The sequence below is a fragment of the Oribacterium sp. KHPX15 genome, from assembly GCF_900107835.1.
In the GTDB taxonomy this organism is placed as follows: Bacteria; Bacillota; Clostridia; order Lachnospirales; family Lachnospiraceae; genus Oribacterium.
On the sequence record NZ_FNRG01000005.1, the window covers coordinates 96,089 to 113,532 of the forward strand.

Annotated in this window: 12 protein-coding genes; 3 read left to right on the top strand and 9 right to left on the bottom strand. The window is 43.9% G+C overall.

Annotated elements, in window-relative coordinates; translation table 11 throughout:
* Positions 1-2 precede the first annotated feature (2 nt).
* The 9 genes from BLV86_RS05155 to clpB all read right to left on the bottom strand — a co-directional run bounded on the left by BLV86_RS05155 (position 3) and on the right by clpB (position 13,990).
* Complete coding sequence (locus tag BLV86_RS05155; RefSeq protein WP_049962376.1) at positions 3-1,556, bottom strand: hypothetical protein; 1,554 nt, start codon at positions 1,554-1,556, stop codon at positions 3-5.
* Positions 1,537-3,282 (bottom strand): hypothetical protein, encoded by a 1,746-nt coding sequence (locus tag BLV86_RS05160; protein ID WP_139297880.1) that lies wholly within the window; start codon positions 3,280-3,282, stop codon positions 1,537-1,539. The genes BLV86_RS05155 and BLV86_RS05160 overlap by 20 nt, the downstream gene beginning before the upstream one ends.
* Positions 3,260-4,069, bottom strand: coding sequence for a glycosyltransferase family 2 protein (locus tag BLV86_RS05165; RefSeq protein ID WP_031551974.1), 810 nt, complete (start codon positions 4,067-4,069; stop codon positions 3,260-3,262). The genes BLV86_RS05160 and BLV86_RS05165 overlap by 23 nt, the downstream gene beginning before the upstream one ends.
* Positions 4,070-4,146: 77 nt before the next feature.
* Complete coding sequence (locus BLV86_RS05170) at positions 4,147-7,848, bottom strand: glycosyltransferase (RefSeq protein WP_090815375.1); 3,702 nt, start codon at positions 7,846-7,848, stop codon at positions 4,147-4,149.
* Positions 7,845-9,308: an ABC transporter ATP-binding protein gene (locus BLV86_RS05175; RefSeq protein ID WP_081828124.1), complete on the bottom strand. Its 1,464-nt coding sequence runs from the start codon at positions 9,306-9,308 to the stop codon at positions 7,845-7,847. Before BLV86_RS05175 ends, BLV86_RS05170 begins: the two co-directional genes overlap by 4 nt.
* A 92-nt stretch (positions 9,309-9,400) precedes the next feature.
* On the bottom strand, positions 9,401-10,213 hold the full coding sequence (locus BLV86_RS05180; RefSeq protein ID WP_090815377.1) for a hypothetical protein: 813 nt from the start codon (positions 10,211-10,213) through the stop codon (positions 9,401-9,403).
* Positions 10,214-10,262: 49 nt separating this feature from the next.
* The gene (locus BLV86_RS05185; RefSeq protein ID WP_031551964.1) at positions 10,263-10,562 is read right to left on the bottom strand and encodes an STAS domain-containing protein; all 300 of its coding nucleotides are present in this window, start codon (positions 10,560-10,562) and stop codon (positions 10,263-10,265) included.
* A 30-nt stretch (positions 10,563-10,592) separates the two neighbouring features.
* Positions 10,593-11,210 (bottom strand): hypothetical protein, encoded by a 618-nt coding sequence (locus BLV86_RS05190; protein ID WP_139297881.1) that lies wholly within the window; start codon positions 11,208-11,210, stop codon positions 10,593-10,595.
* A 185-nt stretch (positions 11,211-11,395) separates the two neighbouring features.
* Entirely contained in the window at positions 11,396-13,990 is a 2,595-nt protein-coding gene (gene clpB / locus BLV86_RS05195) for an ATP-dependent chaperone ClpB (RefSeq protein WP_090815381.1), read from the bottom strand.
* Between the two features lie 401 nt (positions 13,991-14,391).
* Between clpB and BLV86_RS05200 the strand changes: the two genes are divergently transcribed.
* The 3 genes from BLV86_RS05200 to BLV86_RS05210 are packed head-to-tail and all read left to right on the top strand — an operon-like array spanning position 14,392 to position 17,396.
* Positions 14,392-15,027, top strand: a complete 636-nt coding sequence (locus BLV86_RS05200) for a prepilin peptidase (RefSeq protein WP_090815382.1) — start codon at positions 14,392-14,394, stop codon at positions 15,025-15,027.
* A gap of 36 nt (positions 15,028-15,063) precedes the next feature.
* Positions 15,064-16,218, top strand: coding sequence for a P-loop NTPase family protein (locus BLV86_RS05205; RefSeq protein WP_090815385.1), 1,155 nt, complete (start codon positions 15,064-15,066; stop codon positions 16,216-16,218).
* Positions 16,219-16,220: 2 nt separating this feature from the next.
* Complete coding sequence (locus tag BLV86_RS05210; RefSeq protein WP_090815386.1) at positions 16,221-17,396, top strand: CpaF family protein; 1,176 nt, start codon at positions 16,221-16,223, stop codon at positions 17,394-17,396.
* The last annotated feature ends 48 nt before the right edge of the window (positions 17,397-17,444 follow it).

Genomic DNA, 17,444 nt, shown 5'->3' on the forward strand with positions numbered 1-17,444 from the left:
TTCTATCCTTCCCTGAAGACATTAAGCTTGTTATCCTGAAGAACGGATATAGCGTGTCTGACCTTATTGGCACCATGATTATACTCAAAAATTGCATTAAGTTCATCATCCGTATAATCATCAACATTTAATGCAGCTTCCCTTATGGATTCAAAGTATATCTTCCGATAGGGCATATTGCTCATCTCTAACCTGCCGGTAACCAGAGTTCCTGCGATAAAAGAAACCGGGATTGCCAATGCAAAAAACAGGCACACAAGTGAAAGAACTCCCGGATTGCTTCTCCGTCTCTTTCTGCTTTCCGGCTCCAGTCTTTTCTCTTTATGCCTGTACACCAGATATCTTTCATACCAGTCAGTAAAAAGCAGGCCATAGATCATTATGAGTCCCAGAACTCCCGGCATATACTGGAGTGAATATCTGCTCTGCCATGCGTAAATTTCTGTAAGAAAAATATATCTCGATAAAAATACCAGTGCATGGCTGCTGAGTCCGCTGACCATAAGTATAAGCGGAAAGACTGTTTTTTTGTAAATGCCTTTCCTGAAGAACAGTATAAATGCCAAAAGATAAGTTGCAACCACAATTGCTCCTGTGAGATATATATCACTGTAGCCTATGACTCCGAGCCCAAGCATTGACTCAAGACATGAGCCGGACAGCAATTCAGATGCAAAACCGTTAAGTATAAAGTGAACCGTGAACCCGGTCTGCTTTGTCAGCACTTCCATAAGTGTCACATCAGCGGCTCCTGCGTATTCATATCTTGCCATGGAATTGCTCCACAGAAACATTATCACCGGTATGGCTGTGGTTATCACATATATAGGGATGCGGCTTCTGTCCACATTCCGGTTTTTTATCACCAGCATATAAAGGGCTGACGCAATAAGGGCTGCGCAGTACTGTACTATGTAGGGCCCGGCTGTCAAAAGTGCTATATATGGAAGCACAGTCAGAAGCACATCATCGTATCTCTTTTTTGTGCCTGTGAACACTCTCTCAAGAATGTAATAGTTATAAAAGAAGAGTCCGTAGCTAAGGAAGTGAGGGTAGCCTGAACCATTCAGGAGAAGCTCCCACTTGTTAAGACTGAATCCCACAGCCATAAGTGCAATAACAGAAAATACATTGAAATGCATTCTGTTTATGTAGAGGCTTACCGTAAACATCATGATAAGCACTCCCAATACCCCAAGAAGTCTGTCAAAGTTAACAGAATAGGAAAAAAACGTGACATTGATCCATCTTATCAGGTAGGTTACCGGTATACGGGTCAGTACATCCGGCACCAGGAAGCTTTCCTTTGCCAGGGTATCCGGAAGATAGCTGTTTATGAGCCTTATATAATCCGAATACACCACATCAAGAGATGCTCCCTTAATGTACCATAAAAGAAACATTGCCCCTGAAAACGGAAGAATCAAAACTATGCTCTGCCAGACCTTATAGCCGGGGCTTTGTATCCTTGCTTCATTTACAGCCTCGTGGTAGTTAAGGGCTTTTCTCTCTGAATCCTTATTTGATTTTATGCTATCACTTTTCTTTGACGGCATCCCAATCTGCCTTTCCGAATATCTGATCTGTTATATCTATATATTCCCTTTGATCGGTGCTTTCAAGAAGTATTACGGAATTTTCATAGGCTGCATACTCCGGAAGCTCCGACACATCATTGATAAAATGTACTTCAGATCCCTGACCGGTTTTCTCCGGATCATAGGGTTTATAGAAATACTCCCCGTAGAAATCTGTCATACCATATTTATTGTAAAAAATATAGGTCTGTCGTACTCCCAGAAAATCCTGATATTTTCCTATGGTCTGATCTGCAAGAGAGTTAACTCTGTCAAGCTCAGTAAAGAAAAAAATGTTTCTGAAATTACTTCTGTAAAGCTGCTCCACCGGGATCATGAGACAACAGTAGAGGATAAACATTACCGCAAAACATATAACACCTTTAGATGAAAAATCCGCAGTTTTTCTCCGGCGGGAACGGTTGTCCACATGGGTTTCCGGGTTGTCCACTGCCTGAGAATGGCCTGATTTCGCGGTTTTTGCCTCTGCTAGCTTCCCGAACATATAACAAACATAGAGAAGCGCGGCTGTGTAGCTTACATAAATCCACCGTATCTCAAGTCTTACGGTTATGGAGCTGCAGCCAATGCATAGGGCTATAAAGCTTATGAACAACAGGTTTTGTAAAATATCATAGAGTGGTTCTTTGGTTTTAAGGCTTTCCTTTATGAAGTAAATCATCATGGCGAAAAGCACGATCCAGCTTAAATAAACAAGGGTGTGAACCCATAAAGGTGTTTCACTCCAGTTTATTCCGGAGAGATAGGATTCTCCTGCATTAACTCCAAAGATGTACTGAACCTGCTGCAGGGCATACATAAATGCCTGACTGAGTTCAAAGGTTTCTGAAACCTTTGTTCCTGCCGTACCCACCGGCATTGCCTGACCGGCGATGATCCGCCTGATTCCGAAGAAAAAAATTACTTCGAGAAGAGGAATGGCTGCCTTCAGAACATAGTCACTTATTCTTCTTTGATCTAAACCGGATCTCCGTAGCTTTTGATCTTTTTCAATCTGATACTTATCACGGAGGTTAACATCCGAAACCGTTTCCCTGCTCCTGCCTTTTAATCCTGTTAGAATAAGAGAAAGATAAAACAGCGGAAACAATGCCAGAAATCTCTCATGGGTAAACAACACAAGAAAGTAGCAAAGGCAGGCCAAATTGTAGTAAATACTCTGTCCAACTTCCGAAAACTTATAAAGAAGGTAAAGCACTGAAATCGCCAGACTAAGAGCCATGGTTTCCAGAAGTCCCAGAACCTGTCCTATCTGGTATCCCGCAAAATGTGATCCGAGATACATGGCTGCGGTAAAAAATGAAACAATCTGTCCCGCAAGCATTTCCTTTCCTTTAAGTTTAAAGGTTTTTGTAAATCCCAGAGAAAAGAAATATATAAGAAAGGAGACAGCTATATTTATCACTGTATTGAACAGGGCATAGTAGTTTACATGCCGGCCCACGATAACAAACTCAAGGTAACTGAGAGCCCAGTAAAAAGGTCTGAAATTACCCTTTGTTTTCATGGGGAAGGTAAACTCCCAGAAATTTTCCTCCCCATAATAGGACCATAGATAAAGATCATCTCCGTAAAGTCCTCTTATCTGGATTTTTCGATTTATAAACAAACCAATTAAAATAAGTGCAAAAAGTGCAGGAAGCACCATTTGCACCTGTTGTTTAGTTATCTTTTTTATTTTCATATGCTCCGTATGCTTTCTTATAGAAATGCATGAGTAATGCGGCTATAGGTGCAGGATGCAGCTTTCTGAACATCTCCTCTTCCTCCAGCTCACGGTTATGGTTCTCGATATTACGCATGGTCTCAGCTCCCGGATGGATGCGATAAGCCATAAGGGATTTCTCGATAACTATGAATCTTCCGGGCTCTTTCGCAAGTCTTACCAGAGTTTCCCAGTCTATGGCAAACTTATAATCGTTTCTGAAGAGAGGCGCAGGGCAGTAGGAAACATTGTAGGTGCATGTTGGGCAGCCTATGCCGTTTCCGTATTTTAATGCCGACAGCTTTACTCCGGTCTTATGGGCTTTGCTATGATCCCTTAAGCGCCATCTGAGTAACCTCTTTACCCGCTCTGAAGTTCCGGGGATAGTATTTCCCTCTCCGTCGATGGTATCGTAACGGCAGCAGAAAAGAGACATATCCGGAAACACACTATAGGCATTTAAAAGCGCTTTGGTATAATCCGGAAAATACAGATCATCCTGATGAGCTATGGTTACGAGAGGAGCCAGCCGGCTCCCCTCTTCATATGCAAAATTCCAATCTTCCTTAAGTCCGTGTTTTCCGTTTCTCACATATACCGGATACCCGAACCGGGCACTGCATTCAGTGATGAATTTATTGGGTGTAGAGGTACAGATGATAACCTTACTCTCCATACTCTGGTTTTTCAGAGAATTAAGAAGATATGGAAGATATTCGGATTCCCCGTATGCGGCTACCGCAAAGCAATGCTTATACTTTTTCACACTCTGTATCCTCCCCAAAAACCGGATTTATCCGGAAATCCATCATCCAAATGCTCGTCTTAACGGATTAAAAAATCTCACTTCCTGTAGTCTGATTCAAAATCATCACGGATCTTGTTCCATGCTCCCTCAGGAGAGTAGAAATCCTCTATGAACTGTACTGCCCTCCTGGACATATTCTCAATATCATAGGTGTTGTTATAAAGGTTTATAACATCTTCGGCAAAGCCCTCTTCCGTATCCTGAATATGGAGAGCGGTTGAAGCTTCCGGTATTCCCTCAGCTCCGCAGGAGGTAGTTACCACGGCTGCACCGGCATGGAGTGCTTCCACCACCTTGCCCTTTACACCTGCACCGAAACGGAGAGGTACAACTACAACTCTGTTCCTGCGGTAAAGCTCATCCAGCTCTTCGATGGTAACAAAGCCGAGAACATTGATATCCGGACGGTTGTTAAGAGCAAGCACCTCTTCATCAGCCTTGGAGCCGGCAACATTAAGCACTATATCCGGAATGCGGGCTCTTATCTTTGGAAGGATCTCGTTGGCAAACCAGAGGAGACCATCCTTGTTTGGCGGATGTCCGAAACCACCCACAAACAGAAGTCCCTGCTTGTTTGCGTAATCCTCATCCAGCACCGCCGGCTCATCATATACATAGGCGGTAATGCCTTTGACGTTAATCGTAGGATCCTCTTTACGCACGATTTCTGCTTCCACTTCTGACGGGAAGTAGCTTGCGTCAGCCTTACGCATAACACCATACTCGATGTTGTGCCAGTACTCTGCATCCTCTTTAGTCTTCTCGTCATGATTAAGCTCATACTCTCTCATGAGACGAAGAGAATGAAGGTCGTGACCGAAGTAGATAACCTTTACATCGGTGTTATCGCGGAAATAGTCAATGTACTTCGTTGCTATATGAGGTCTGTTGAGATATGCGATATTAATAAACTTCTTATTCTTATCTATCCACTCCCAGATGCCGGCCTGCATGGTATTTCCATACAGAACCTCGATGCCCATCTGCTGAAGCTCTGAAGTGTAAGGTTCCTCATGAGCGAAATTATCTCCAAGGAATTTAACCTTGTAGCCAACGCTCTTGAACAGCTTCATATACTGATAGTCAAGCTTGGATCCCGCATCCTTATCCCATGTGGGCACATAGTGATCCACCACAAGGATATACTTGCTGTTCTGTCCACGCTCCCGGGCCGCAAAAGGATTGGGATTTCCGTCATTAACGGACTGTGATTTCAGTTCCTCAGCCCACTTCTCCTTAAACTTCTCCTGATTAACCACCTGATAATGCTTAAGTCCCGAAGTATCCTGGGTATCCGTTCCGTTGGATATTCCCTCAAAGTGAGTGATAACGGATTTCGGCTGGAACACAACCTTCTTTCCATGCTTACGTACTTCAAAGGCAAGGTCCGTATCCTCATAATATGCCGGAGCGAATCTCTCATCGAATCCGCCGATTTCCTTCCAGAGATCGGTACGGATCATGATGGCTGCACCTGAAATGTAGTCAACTTCCTTTACGTAATTGTATTCCGGCTCCTCCGGATCCTGGAGTCTTCCGTAATTCCAGCCTGAGCCGTCTGACCAGATGATGCCGCCGGCCTCCTGGAGACGTCCGTCGGGATAAACCAGCTTTGAACCCACCATACCGATGGAATCATCGCTTTCTATAAGCGAAACCAAAGAATCAAGCCAGCCTGCATTAACCTTGGTATCATTGTTAAGGAAGAAAATGTACTTACCTTTGGCAATCTCAGCTGCCTGGTTACAGTTCTTAAGGAAGCCCATATTCTCACGGTTTCTTGCGATAACCAGGTTATCTGCATAAAAACCGATCTCTCTTGTGGCATCCGTTGACACGTCATCCGCTATGATGACCTCGTAAGGAGTCTTCTCAAAATCAGTGTTTTCCTTGATGCTTATGAGGCACTGATAGGTATAGTTTATCTGGTTGTAGCAGGGTATAACGATGCTTACCAGAGGCTTATCTGTTTTTTCAAAGCTTACCTTTCCGTACTCACTGTAGGCAGATCCTATATTGAAGTCACCTCTTATACGGTTCTTGCCCTCAGCAGTGAAGAACAGGGGTAATGTTTTCACCGGGTGTCTGAAGCTCTGACCAATATAGTAAAGCACCTTACGTTTGCGGGAGCCCTCCGGGAATCTTCTGTTATAGGCATTGCTTATCTTTTGAGACAGCTTACCCCTGATTCCCATACGAAGTCTATAGTATTCACGCTCTTTTATGAGAGTGTCAATGTCTCTCTCATGGGTCTCGATGACCTTTGTAAGGTTCGCCACATGAACAGCAGTAAGTCTGTTAACCTCACGCTCCTTTTTGAGAGCGATCTTATTCTCTTCGTTTCTCTGACCGAGAACTATGAGATCATTTTCTGCTACCGCAAGTCTTCCCTTAAGCTCATTAAATCTGTGGACAGTCACCTTATTCTCGTAATAAGCATTGATATTGCTGTCCTGACCGTCTCCGTGGACATAAACCTGGAATTCCTGCTCCTTGTCAAGAAGCTCATTACACTCCGGAGTAGTGAATCCAAAGTTACGCATAAATCCAAAAAGATCATCATAACTGAGCTCACTTCTGTAGGAAAGATACCAGTAATAAAGTATTCTGAACTGTAAAAATCTTACATCCACAGCCTCGGTCAGTACCCACTCGCAGTCTATGAGGGTGGGCTTACCGTTAACCATGATAACATTATCAAAGAGGCAGTCGAGATTTGCCGGTTTTATCTCACCGTCTCTCTTGCCTATAACCATATCAACGGATTCCACAAGCTCCTTTACCGGAGCAACTCCGTCTTTTATGAGATCCGCAAGGAGTCTTCCGAGATTCTTTCCTTCAAGATAGGGATAAATCTGGTAGCTTAAACGCTGGAAATCTCCCAAAGCATGACTTGTTTCCTCAGCCTTAAGCACATCCAGTGTAGGATTAACCTCACGCTGCTCCTTAGCCTTGGCTGTAAGAGAATCGATGTGAGCATTAGCCTCAGGAGTGATACCTGACTTTGCCACATGCTTAATGTCTCTGCTGTCTTTATATATAACTGTCTTTATGGCATACTCCGGCTTGCGGCTTGAGTTGTACTTAATATAAACGGGACGGTACTTTCTGTAGTCCTTTGCACGACTTTTGTGTGATCCCTTAGGCTGGAAAATGAAGAAGTATGACGGTGCAAACTCCTGAAATTCGTTTTCCTTTACCAGAAGGCCTATCTTCTCTGTTTCATCAGAAGGTCCCGGTAAACGTTCATCCGTATAAAAATTAAGAGGCATCTTTAATTCAGGAACAGGATAATACATCCATTCCTTTGACTCAGGCTCTTTCTCCTTAAGCTTTTCGCGAAGAGCCTTCACCTCTGACCAGCGCATATAGACGGTGTCTCCCTCTTTTTCTCCCGAAGCGAGACGATCAATGTCCAGGGCATTCTCTATACCAAGCAGGATGCAGCCACCCTCTTTAAGCCAGGTGCCGGAGAGGGACTTAAACATGCCTTCGAGATCACCCTTAAATATCTTAAGCACTCTTCTTGTGAGAACCGGGATGATAATGTAATCATATGCTGTCTCATCAAGTCTTCTGGAAACATTACGGACTCTCTTTTGAAGTAGTTCTATGAAGGGAGCAGTATACTCTTTGTCTCCCAGTACCAGAACTGAGGCATCTCTTTCCATGCCTGTGGTCATATCATCAAAATAGAACCACTCTATCAAATTGGTCTTATGATGTGTGAAACTCATTGTCTGTTATGCCTTTCCAGAGTCACCTTCGACTCCATGTCGTAAACACCGACTGTGTTTTTGTTTGAGAGCACTGTGATAGATGCTACATCATATTTTCTGTCATAGACCACGTGCTCTCCCTGCTCAAAACCTGTGCAGGACATACTGAGAAGGTACTCTCCCCCCTGCAGCGTCATACGTTGTGTGAAGGTGCAGACATATTCATCGCCTTCCTTAACGGGTTCAATGCCGCACTCCTCGATCATTGTATTGGTGCCTGTAAGATCCGCGCCTCTTTTATCTTTTATTGTGAATGTAAAAATCGGAGCTTCCAAAGGTGCATTGAAACGTATCTTTTCCTTTATGGAGAAGGTTTCTCCCTTAACTATGACGTTTGTAACCTTTCCTCTTTGATCCAGTATACCGAGATCATAAATAGACGCCCTTCCGTCACCATAATGCTGAAGATTAGGATTCAGATTAAGCTCGTCCTGCATCAGGTGACCACTGTCAGGATTGTCATATTCCGGCCCGTTATCATTTTCCGGTCCGGATGATCCTTCTCTATCCTTCATGGCGGCTGCGCCAATGCTGTCAACGCCGAAATCCTGCCCATCTATAAAGGAAACGGCTGCATCAGCATCCCGCTTCTTCTCGATATTCTTTTTATCCTCTTCGGTAAATCTTCCGGCAAGGATTTTTTTATAAAGATCAACCATCTCTCCCGGTTTTCCCTCAGCGATCTTTTCTCCTTTATTTATAAGGACAACTCTGTCACAGTATTTCATTACAGATCCGAGATCATGAGTAACCATCAGAATGGTGGTTCCGTTTCTGCGGAGTTCATCCATGCGGTGATAACATTTGGCCTGGAAGAAGACATCTCCTACCGAAAGAGCCTCATCCACGATGAGTATCTCGGGATCCATGGCCACGTACATTGCGAAGGCGAGTCTTACGAACATACCGCTGGAATAGCTTTTCACAGGCTGGTTCACGAAATCTCCAATGTCTGCGAAGTCCAGGATTTCCTGAAGCTTTTCATCCATCTGCTCCTTTGTGAAACCCATCATGGTTCCGTTCATGTAGACATTCTCTATTCCGGTATAATCAGGATTGAATCCGGCGCCAAGTTCAAGAAGGGCACATATTATACCCTTTATGTTCACCTCTCCATCAGACGGAGTAAGGACTCCGGTTATTATCTTAAGGATGGTGGATTTACCGGAACCGTTTGTTCCGATGATACCCACGGACTCACCCTTACCGACTTTGAAATTTATATGATTAAGAGCATAAAAATCACGATGATAATTCTTATGGGTCAGGCTGACTGCTTCTTTGAGTCTGTCTATGGGCTTATCGTAGAGTCTGTAGATCTTTGTCACATCTTTTACGTCTATGACGAAGCCGCTGTCCCCAGGGGTTTCATTATCACCGGCATTTTTGCTTGTATTTTTTATTTCATTATCTGCCATAAAAAAATTCTCCAGATGCGCTGGTGCGCATTTGGAGAATATAATAGCATATTTCTTCATATTTTACCACACCGCTGAACTGTTACTATTAATCACGCTCCGGGTGTCTGGTATGTAGCTATATTATTGCTGCCGGTGGATGGCAATGTTCCGTTGTATCCTACCGCTGAACTGTTATTGGTTACAGGTGCGGAGGAAGATGTGTTCTGGGTTGTGGCTGCAGCTGTATTTCCGGTTGTTGTGTTTGTGGTTGTTGCAGCTGCTGTGTTTCCGGTCGAAAGAGATTTTCCTACTTCGGGACTATCTGCATTGGTTACCAGATGTCCATCACTGACTTTGTAACTGTAGGTTCCGGTCTGGATACCCTGAGTTCCGGAAATCTTTGCTGTAACACTGTTTCCGGGGCCAACATAGGTTCCGTCAGATATTCCTGAGGAGTTTGCTGCGGTCTGATCCGAAGTCTGTATCATAGGGAGCTCACTGTTTGTCTGACTGCTTGCATTACCCTTAGTATAGGTACGGTCTATTACAGCTACCATATTGGTGTTCATGTTGGCATTGGCTGCTGCGCTTTCAGCTGCACGGTCCGCATCTGTAGTCACATTTGTAACATTGCCGCCTCTTGCTGCCTTTGCTGCATCTGCAGCTGCGTTGGCTGCCGCTATGGCTGAAGCAGTATCTGTTTTTGTTACTACCGGAGCTGTCAGTGTAAGTTCCGGGGCAGGTGTTCCGTCAGGAGCAGGCTGTCCGGCATAAACTGTAGTCTGTTCTCCGCTTGTTGTATTGGTCCAGACTGCAATCGGTCCATACAAGGTATATTGCCAGTCGGAAAGACCTGTCATACTCATTGAAAGTGAAAGGGCCACAACCGCCAGGCAGGTGTTTCTTATTATATTAAGCTTCATTTTTATCTCCTGAAATACTCTGTATTGTTTGCTGAGTATATCACCGGATTTATTCAATAGTGAGGATATCTGAAAAACCTGTTACATTGAATATCTCATCGATTTCTTCAGATACGTTTCTTATAACCATCTTTCCCTGCTTGTTCATCTTCTTCTGAGCGGAAAGAAGTACACGGAGTCCCGCACTGGAGATATACTCAAGAGCTGCAAAGTCAAATGTAAGCTCTGTTACGCCATCGATCTCTGCATTGATCTCCTGCTCAAGCTGAGGTGCTGTTGTTGTATCAAGACGTCCCTCAAGTACAAGATCTAATTTGTTATCTTCTTTTTTCTTTGTGATATTAAACATAGTTTTTCTTCCTTTTCTATTTATTATTTTTTATTTACATACGATAGTCAGATCTACATGATCATTCTTTACACCGACTATAACATCTTTTGCGAGACTTGCAACTATAGACTTTTCCAGTTCGTCTACTTCTTCGTCTTTTTCTTCACTTTCTGAATCCTGAAGTGTTCCACGATAGTTCTCAAGTGACCACATCATGGGAACTCCTGCTGCAGGATATTCTCCCATAAGTCCCATGGTCATAAAATCATATCCTACGCCGTACTCCTGCTGAAGCTTTGCGCTTTCATCAAAACTCAGAAGGCCATTCTGGATTATATCACTGATTTTTCCCATGAAGCCTTTGGCTGATGCATTTTCATGTTTTGTAGAAACTGAAAGCAATGCTTCCTTTTTTTCTTTGTCCATGATGGTATCGGCCTGTAGCCTTACCTTGAATTCTCCATTTTCTTCTTCTATCCAGAACAGGGCTTCAAAGTCTCCGGTCATGGCACGCACCATTCCCAAGGTCTCTTCACATATAAGTCGTAAGTGGAGGGCTTTCTTGTTTTCCAGTGCACTGCTTCTGATGTATTTATCAACTGCGTCCAATGCTTCTTCGGTGCCTTCATCTCCGCCGCTGATTCTGATTTGACTCATTTTCTTCATGCCACGATCTCCTTTCATTCATACTTCCTCTATTTTACACCCTAAGAGGCGGGATGTCTCAAAAATTTTTTAACTTTATCATACAATTCGGTAGGAGGACGGGCAGAGCTACCGTATAGATTTAAAAAAAGGCTATCGGATTTCCATAGGAAATCCGATAGCTTTTGGGGGTAGAAGTGTTTTATTTAAGAGTGCTTTATTTCTGTAGAAAGTTTGCCGAGGTGCTGGTCAATTACAATGGTATCGCCTTCACGGACTTGGTCTTCGAGGATGGCGCGGGCTACAAGGGTTTCGACGTTTTTCTGGATGAAACGGCGGAGAGGACGGGCACCGAACTGGGGTTCGTAGCCGTAGTCTGCGACGTATTCCTTGGCTGCGTCGGTAAGCTCGATGGAGATCTGTCTGTCTTCGAGTCTCTTGTTGATGGACTTTATCATGAGGTCTGTGATGAGGCCGATGTTGTCCTTGCTGAGAGGTTTAAACATTATGATCTCGTCGAGACGGTTCAGGAATTCGGGGCGGAAGGCTCTACGGAGTTCGTCGTTTACGTTCTTTCTGGCAGCTTCTGTGATGTTTCCGTTACTGTCTATGCCATCGAGAAGGTACTGGGCACCGAGGTTGCTTGTAAGTATGATTATGGTGTTTTTGAAGTCAACGGTCTTGCCCTGGCTGTCTGTGATACGTCCGTCATCCAGAACCTGGAGAAGGATGTTGAAGACATCGGGGTGTGCCTTTTCTATCTCGTCGAAGAGCACTACAGAGTAGGGCTTACGGCGTACGGCTTCCGTGAGCTGGCCGCCTTCTTCATAGCCTATATAGCCGGGGGCTGCGCCGATAAGTCGTGAAACGGAATATTTCTCCATGTATTCGGACATATCGATTCGAACCATGGCATTTTCGTCGTCAAAGAGGTTCTGGGCCAATGCTTTCGCAAGCTCTGTCTTACCTACGCCTGTAGGTCCCATAAATAGGAAGGAGCCTATGGGTCTTCCCGGATCCTTTATTCCGGCCTTTGAACGCTGGATGGCTTCTACTACTTTTTCAACGGCTTCATCCTGACCGACAAGTCTCTTATGGATCTCATCATCAAGGTGAAGCACTTTGCTTCTTTCGGATTCATTAAGCTTTGATACAGGGATTCCTGTCCAGCGGCTTACGATCTTTCCGATTTCTTCTTCAGTTACTGTTTCCTGAAGGAGAGCCTTGTCCTCATTGTGAACGCTGTTCTCTGCATCTGAAAGCTGTTTTTCAACCTGTGCCAGATCCTGATACTTAAGCATTGAGGCTTTTTCATAATTGCCTGCCTGCATAAGCTTTTCGATTTCTTTACGTATCTGATCTCTCTTTTCACGGAGCTGCTGGAGGTTTCCGACGGAGTTTTTCTCATTTTCCCACTGGGCAGATTTTGCATCAAATTCTTCCTGGAGTTCGGCAAGTTCTTTTTCTATCTCCTGAACTCTTTCCTTTGAAAGCTTGTCATCTTCCTTTTTAAGTGAGCTTTGTTCCATCTTAAGCTGGGTGATATGGCTCTTCATGGCAGCCATTTCTTCAGGCATTGACTCCATCTGGGTCTTTACCATGGAGCAGGCTTCATCCACAAGGTCGATGGCTTTATCCGGAAGGAATCTGTCGGAGATATATCTGTCGGAAAGCATTGCTGCCGCCACCAGGGCATTGTCCGTAATTGATACTCCATGATATCTTTCATAGCTGTCCTGGATACCTCTTAAAATATAGATAGTATCCTCTACAGTCGGCTCGTCTATCATTACAGGCTGGAAACGTCTCTCGAGGGCTGCATCCTTTTCAATATATTTATGATACTCATTAAGGGTTGTGGCACCGATACAGTGGAGCTCACCTCTTGCAAGCATAGGCTTCAGGAGGTTTCCGGCGTCCATGGCACCATCGGTCTTTCCGGCTCCTACTATGGTGTGAAGCTCATCGATGAACATGAGTATCTGTCCGTCGGATTTCTTAACCTCATCCAGAACAGCCTTCAATCTCTCCTCAAACTCGCCTCTGTACTTTGCACCTGCCACAAGGGATCCCATGTTAAGGGCAAATATCTTCTTATCCTTAAGACTTTCAGGTACTTCTCCGGCAGCTATCCTCTGGGCGAGACCTTCAACAACGGCAGTTTTACCTACACCGGGCTCACCGATGAGAACCGGATTGTTCTTGGTCTTTCTGCTGAGGATACGGATAATGTTTCTGATCTCTTCATCTCGTCCGATTATGGGGTCAAGCTTCTGATCCTTTGCACTCTGGACCATTTCATAACCGTATTTATTTAAGGTATCATAGGTGCTCTCCGGATTGTCTGTGGTCACTCTCTGATTTCCTCTTACTTCCGAAAGGGCCTTTAAGAACTTATCCTTTGTGATGCCATATTCCTTAAGGAGCTTCTTAACCGTAGGATCCGCTTCCTTCATTATGGATAAGAAAATGTGCTCTACCGAAACATAATCGTCTCCCATGGACTTCATATGGTCTTCAGCTCTTGTAAGGGCGAGATTGGCAGCCTGTGACATATACATCTGACCGCTTCCTCCCGATACCTTTGGAAGCTTTGATATCTCGGTTTCAAGAGATGCTTTGAAACTATCGATGGAAACTCCCATCTTTTTCAGAAGCTGGGCGATGAGGCTCTCATCAATAGTTATGAGGCTGTACAGAAGATGTATCTGCTCCACATACTGGTTTCCGTATTCGGTAATGATATCCTGACACTTATTTATTACTTCAACTGATTTCTGGGTAAACTTGTTAATATTCATAATCTCCTCCTCTATATAAACCTTTCGGTTTGCTATTACTTTTTAAATTCATGAGAAACGTTCCGGCCTGCCCCGGATACCCACAATACAGTATTTCCGTTGCGTTTCTCTTTTATAGTAATGATTATATCTCGATTGTTAGCACTTTCAAGTGGTGAGTGCTAATTTTAGACTTTTTTTAGGAAGTTTATAAACTGTTTGTTTTGTGCATTTTCACCATAGATTTTACTTTTTATACATTTGCCTGCTTTTTTCAGGAATTTATGAGGCTTTCTTTTTTCACTATTTTGCTCCGTTTTTCAAGAACACGTAGTCTCTTTTCAGACCTTGTCATAATTTAGACTATAGGAATATCTGAAGATCGGTCATATACTGAGCACACAAATTCATACGGAGGCAACATGACAGTATCTCATCTGGTCCTTTCGCTGTTCCTTTATGGTTCAGCTCTCACCGATCTATATGACCGGCGCATACCAAACGCTTTTACAGGTATGCATCTTTTACTCGGATTGTTTCTTAATTTCCGATGTATCACTTTTCCGGATATGACAGGTTCCCTAAACCTCTTATACTCCCTTTCATTTCTTCTGACCTTTCTCATCTCAACTCTGATCCTGTCCGTTCTCACCGCTATGACCAATGCAGGCGCAGGAGACGCCAAACTTATCGCTCTTATCATCTCATGGACCGGTTTTTACAAAGGTCTTCATTTATTACTACCGGGTCTCATCCTAGCTCTTGCATTTATTCTGATCAGCAAAGCTGAAACAGTCTTCGCATCTTCAAGAAGTAAAAAAGTAAACATTACCCCTAAATGCTTTTTTATCCCCACAAAGATCTCTAAAGCTTTACATCACCCCTACAAACAAAAGCTAAAGTTTCTCTTTCCGGAGCTTAAGTGCCTTCTTATAGATTTCAGAATTTTTGAAATCTGCCTGAGACTCCCGGAAAGAGGTACTCTTCCCCTCGCGATCCCTGTTTTTCTCGGTGCAATTCCGGGACTGATCACTACTTCACTCCGGAGTCCTTTGTGAGCTTAGGAGGGAACATTCTAAAGATAAGGAGTTTTTATGCATCATATTCTTGCTTTCTTTGATGAAGATAAAACCTACTGTGACAGGTTCAGAAAATTTGCTTCCAACCATCAGAACTGTCCGTTTACGGTTTACTCTTTCGATAATTACCATGATCTCGTGAATTTTTCCCAGGATCACCCCATAGAATTGCTTGTTGGAAGCGAAGCCAAAAGATACAATTCCGGAATTTCCGGGGCTAATGCTTATGCCGGATCTTCTTTTTCCTCCGGTTCTGATGGTCCGGGAGATTCTTATGACAGGAAGTATTCCTTTGAAACGGGAAGATCCATGGTTTCGGAACCTGACCTTTTATATCAGATACCTGCAAAATCCATCATTAAGCTTTCTGAGACACCGGTTGAAGCCGGGGATGCTGATGGACAGCGTAATGACCCTGCCGAAAAGTACCGTATATATAAGTATCAGTCCGGCGAAAACATTCTTCGTGAGATCATGACCGTCTACGGGCAGAAAAAATCAGATTCCAAAAGGGAGTACTCAGGCCGCCGATCAAAACTATACCTTATATACAGTCCTGTAGGACGTTCCGGGAAAACCCGTTTTGCCCTTGCCCTTACAAAGGTCTTACAGAAGGATATGAAACCACTGTATGTGACTCTTGAAGAAGTTTCTTCTCAAAAGATGCCGGATGAAGACATTATGTGCCGGGGTACATTGTCAGAAGCCATGTACTTTTATAAAGAGGGAAAACTTACGGGCAACCGTCTTCAGGAGCTCATCGTTCATGATAAACAGATGGACTCCATCCTTCCTGTTAGGACTCCGGAGGATATAACTACTCTTAGTCCCCAGGAAATAGCCGGTTTCATCGAACACTTAAGAACTGTCTCCGGAAGGGATGCCATCATCCTGGATACCGACAGCATTTTAAGCCGCGTTGAGGGGATGCTGCCCCTTTGCGACTGGACCTTTATGCCGGTAACAGACGACATTAAAGCTAACAGCAAGATAACTCAGCTGGAAAACTATCTCTCAAAAAACCTGGCTCCGGAAGCATTAAGCCACATATCAAAAATTGTGGTTCCGGAAACGGATCAGTACGTATCTTATGTCGATGCCATGGAGAATCCCTCAGACCCCCTCCTTAATTTCGCAAAAGCTGTAGTACAGAATTATATATATGAATAAATATGAACACATTAAATGAAATAAAAAAAGAACTAAAACAGGAGATCCTTTCTGATCTCAAAAACGAGCAGAACCTTCAGGACGAAGAACTCTACGGAAAGATCGATGAACTGTTGCTGTCACGAAATGACCTAAGCCTCAAAAACAGACTCTATCTACGTTCTGCTATCTTCAACAGCTTCCGTCGTCTGGATGTTCTTTCCGAGCTGCTGGATGATCCCACCATAACAGAGATCATGATAAATTCCCACAAGGAAATCTTTATCGAACGTTTCGGTCATCAGGAAAAGTGGAACAGAAGCTTTGAATCCGAGGATCAGCTTGAAGAAGTCATTCAGTCTATAGTTAGTAAGGTTAACCGTACCGTTAATACTTCCAATCCCATCGTAGACGCCCGTCTTTCCGACGGTTCCAGAGTCCACGTGGTTCTCCCGCCCATAGCATTAAAGGGGCCTACTCTTACCATTCGTAAATTCCCGGAGCCCATCACCATGGATAAGCTCATAAGTTATAAATCCCTGTCGGAAGAAGCGGCAGCCTTTGTTAAGGATCTTACCAGAGCAGGCTACAACATCTTCATTTCCGGAGGTACCAACAGCGGGAAGACCACCTTCCTTAATGCTTTAAGCCAGTACATACCGGCTGAGGAAAGAGTCATCACCATCGAGGATTCCGCGGAGCTCCAGATCCGGAATGTCCATAATCTGGTCTCCATGGAAACCAGAAATGCAAATTCCGAAGGTGAAGGTCAGGTGAGTATGGCGGACCTTATAAAGGCGTCCCTTCGAATGTCTCCAAACCGTATCATCGTTGGTGAGGTCAGAGGCGGAGAGGCCCTTGATATGCTTAATGCCATGAATACGGGACACGACGGATCCATCAGTACAGGTCACGCTAACTCTGCAAAAGACATGCTGAAACGTATGGAGGTTATGATACTTCAGGCAGCAGATCTGCCTCTTCCCGCCATAAGAAATATGATCGCTTCTGCCATAGATGTAGTCATTCACCTGGGCAGAACAAATGACCGGAAAAGACGTGTTTTAGAAATATCGGAGGTACTTGGAGTTGAAAACGGAGAGATCGTCCTTAACCCGCTTTATAAATTCGATGGTGAAAAGCTTCAGAAGCTTTCGGCCCTTAAACAAACAGACAAACTCATTAATAAATTACAATGATTACTATTTCACCATACCGGAATATCTCCGGCATGTTCTTACAGCTGT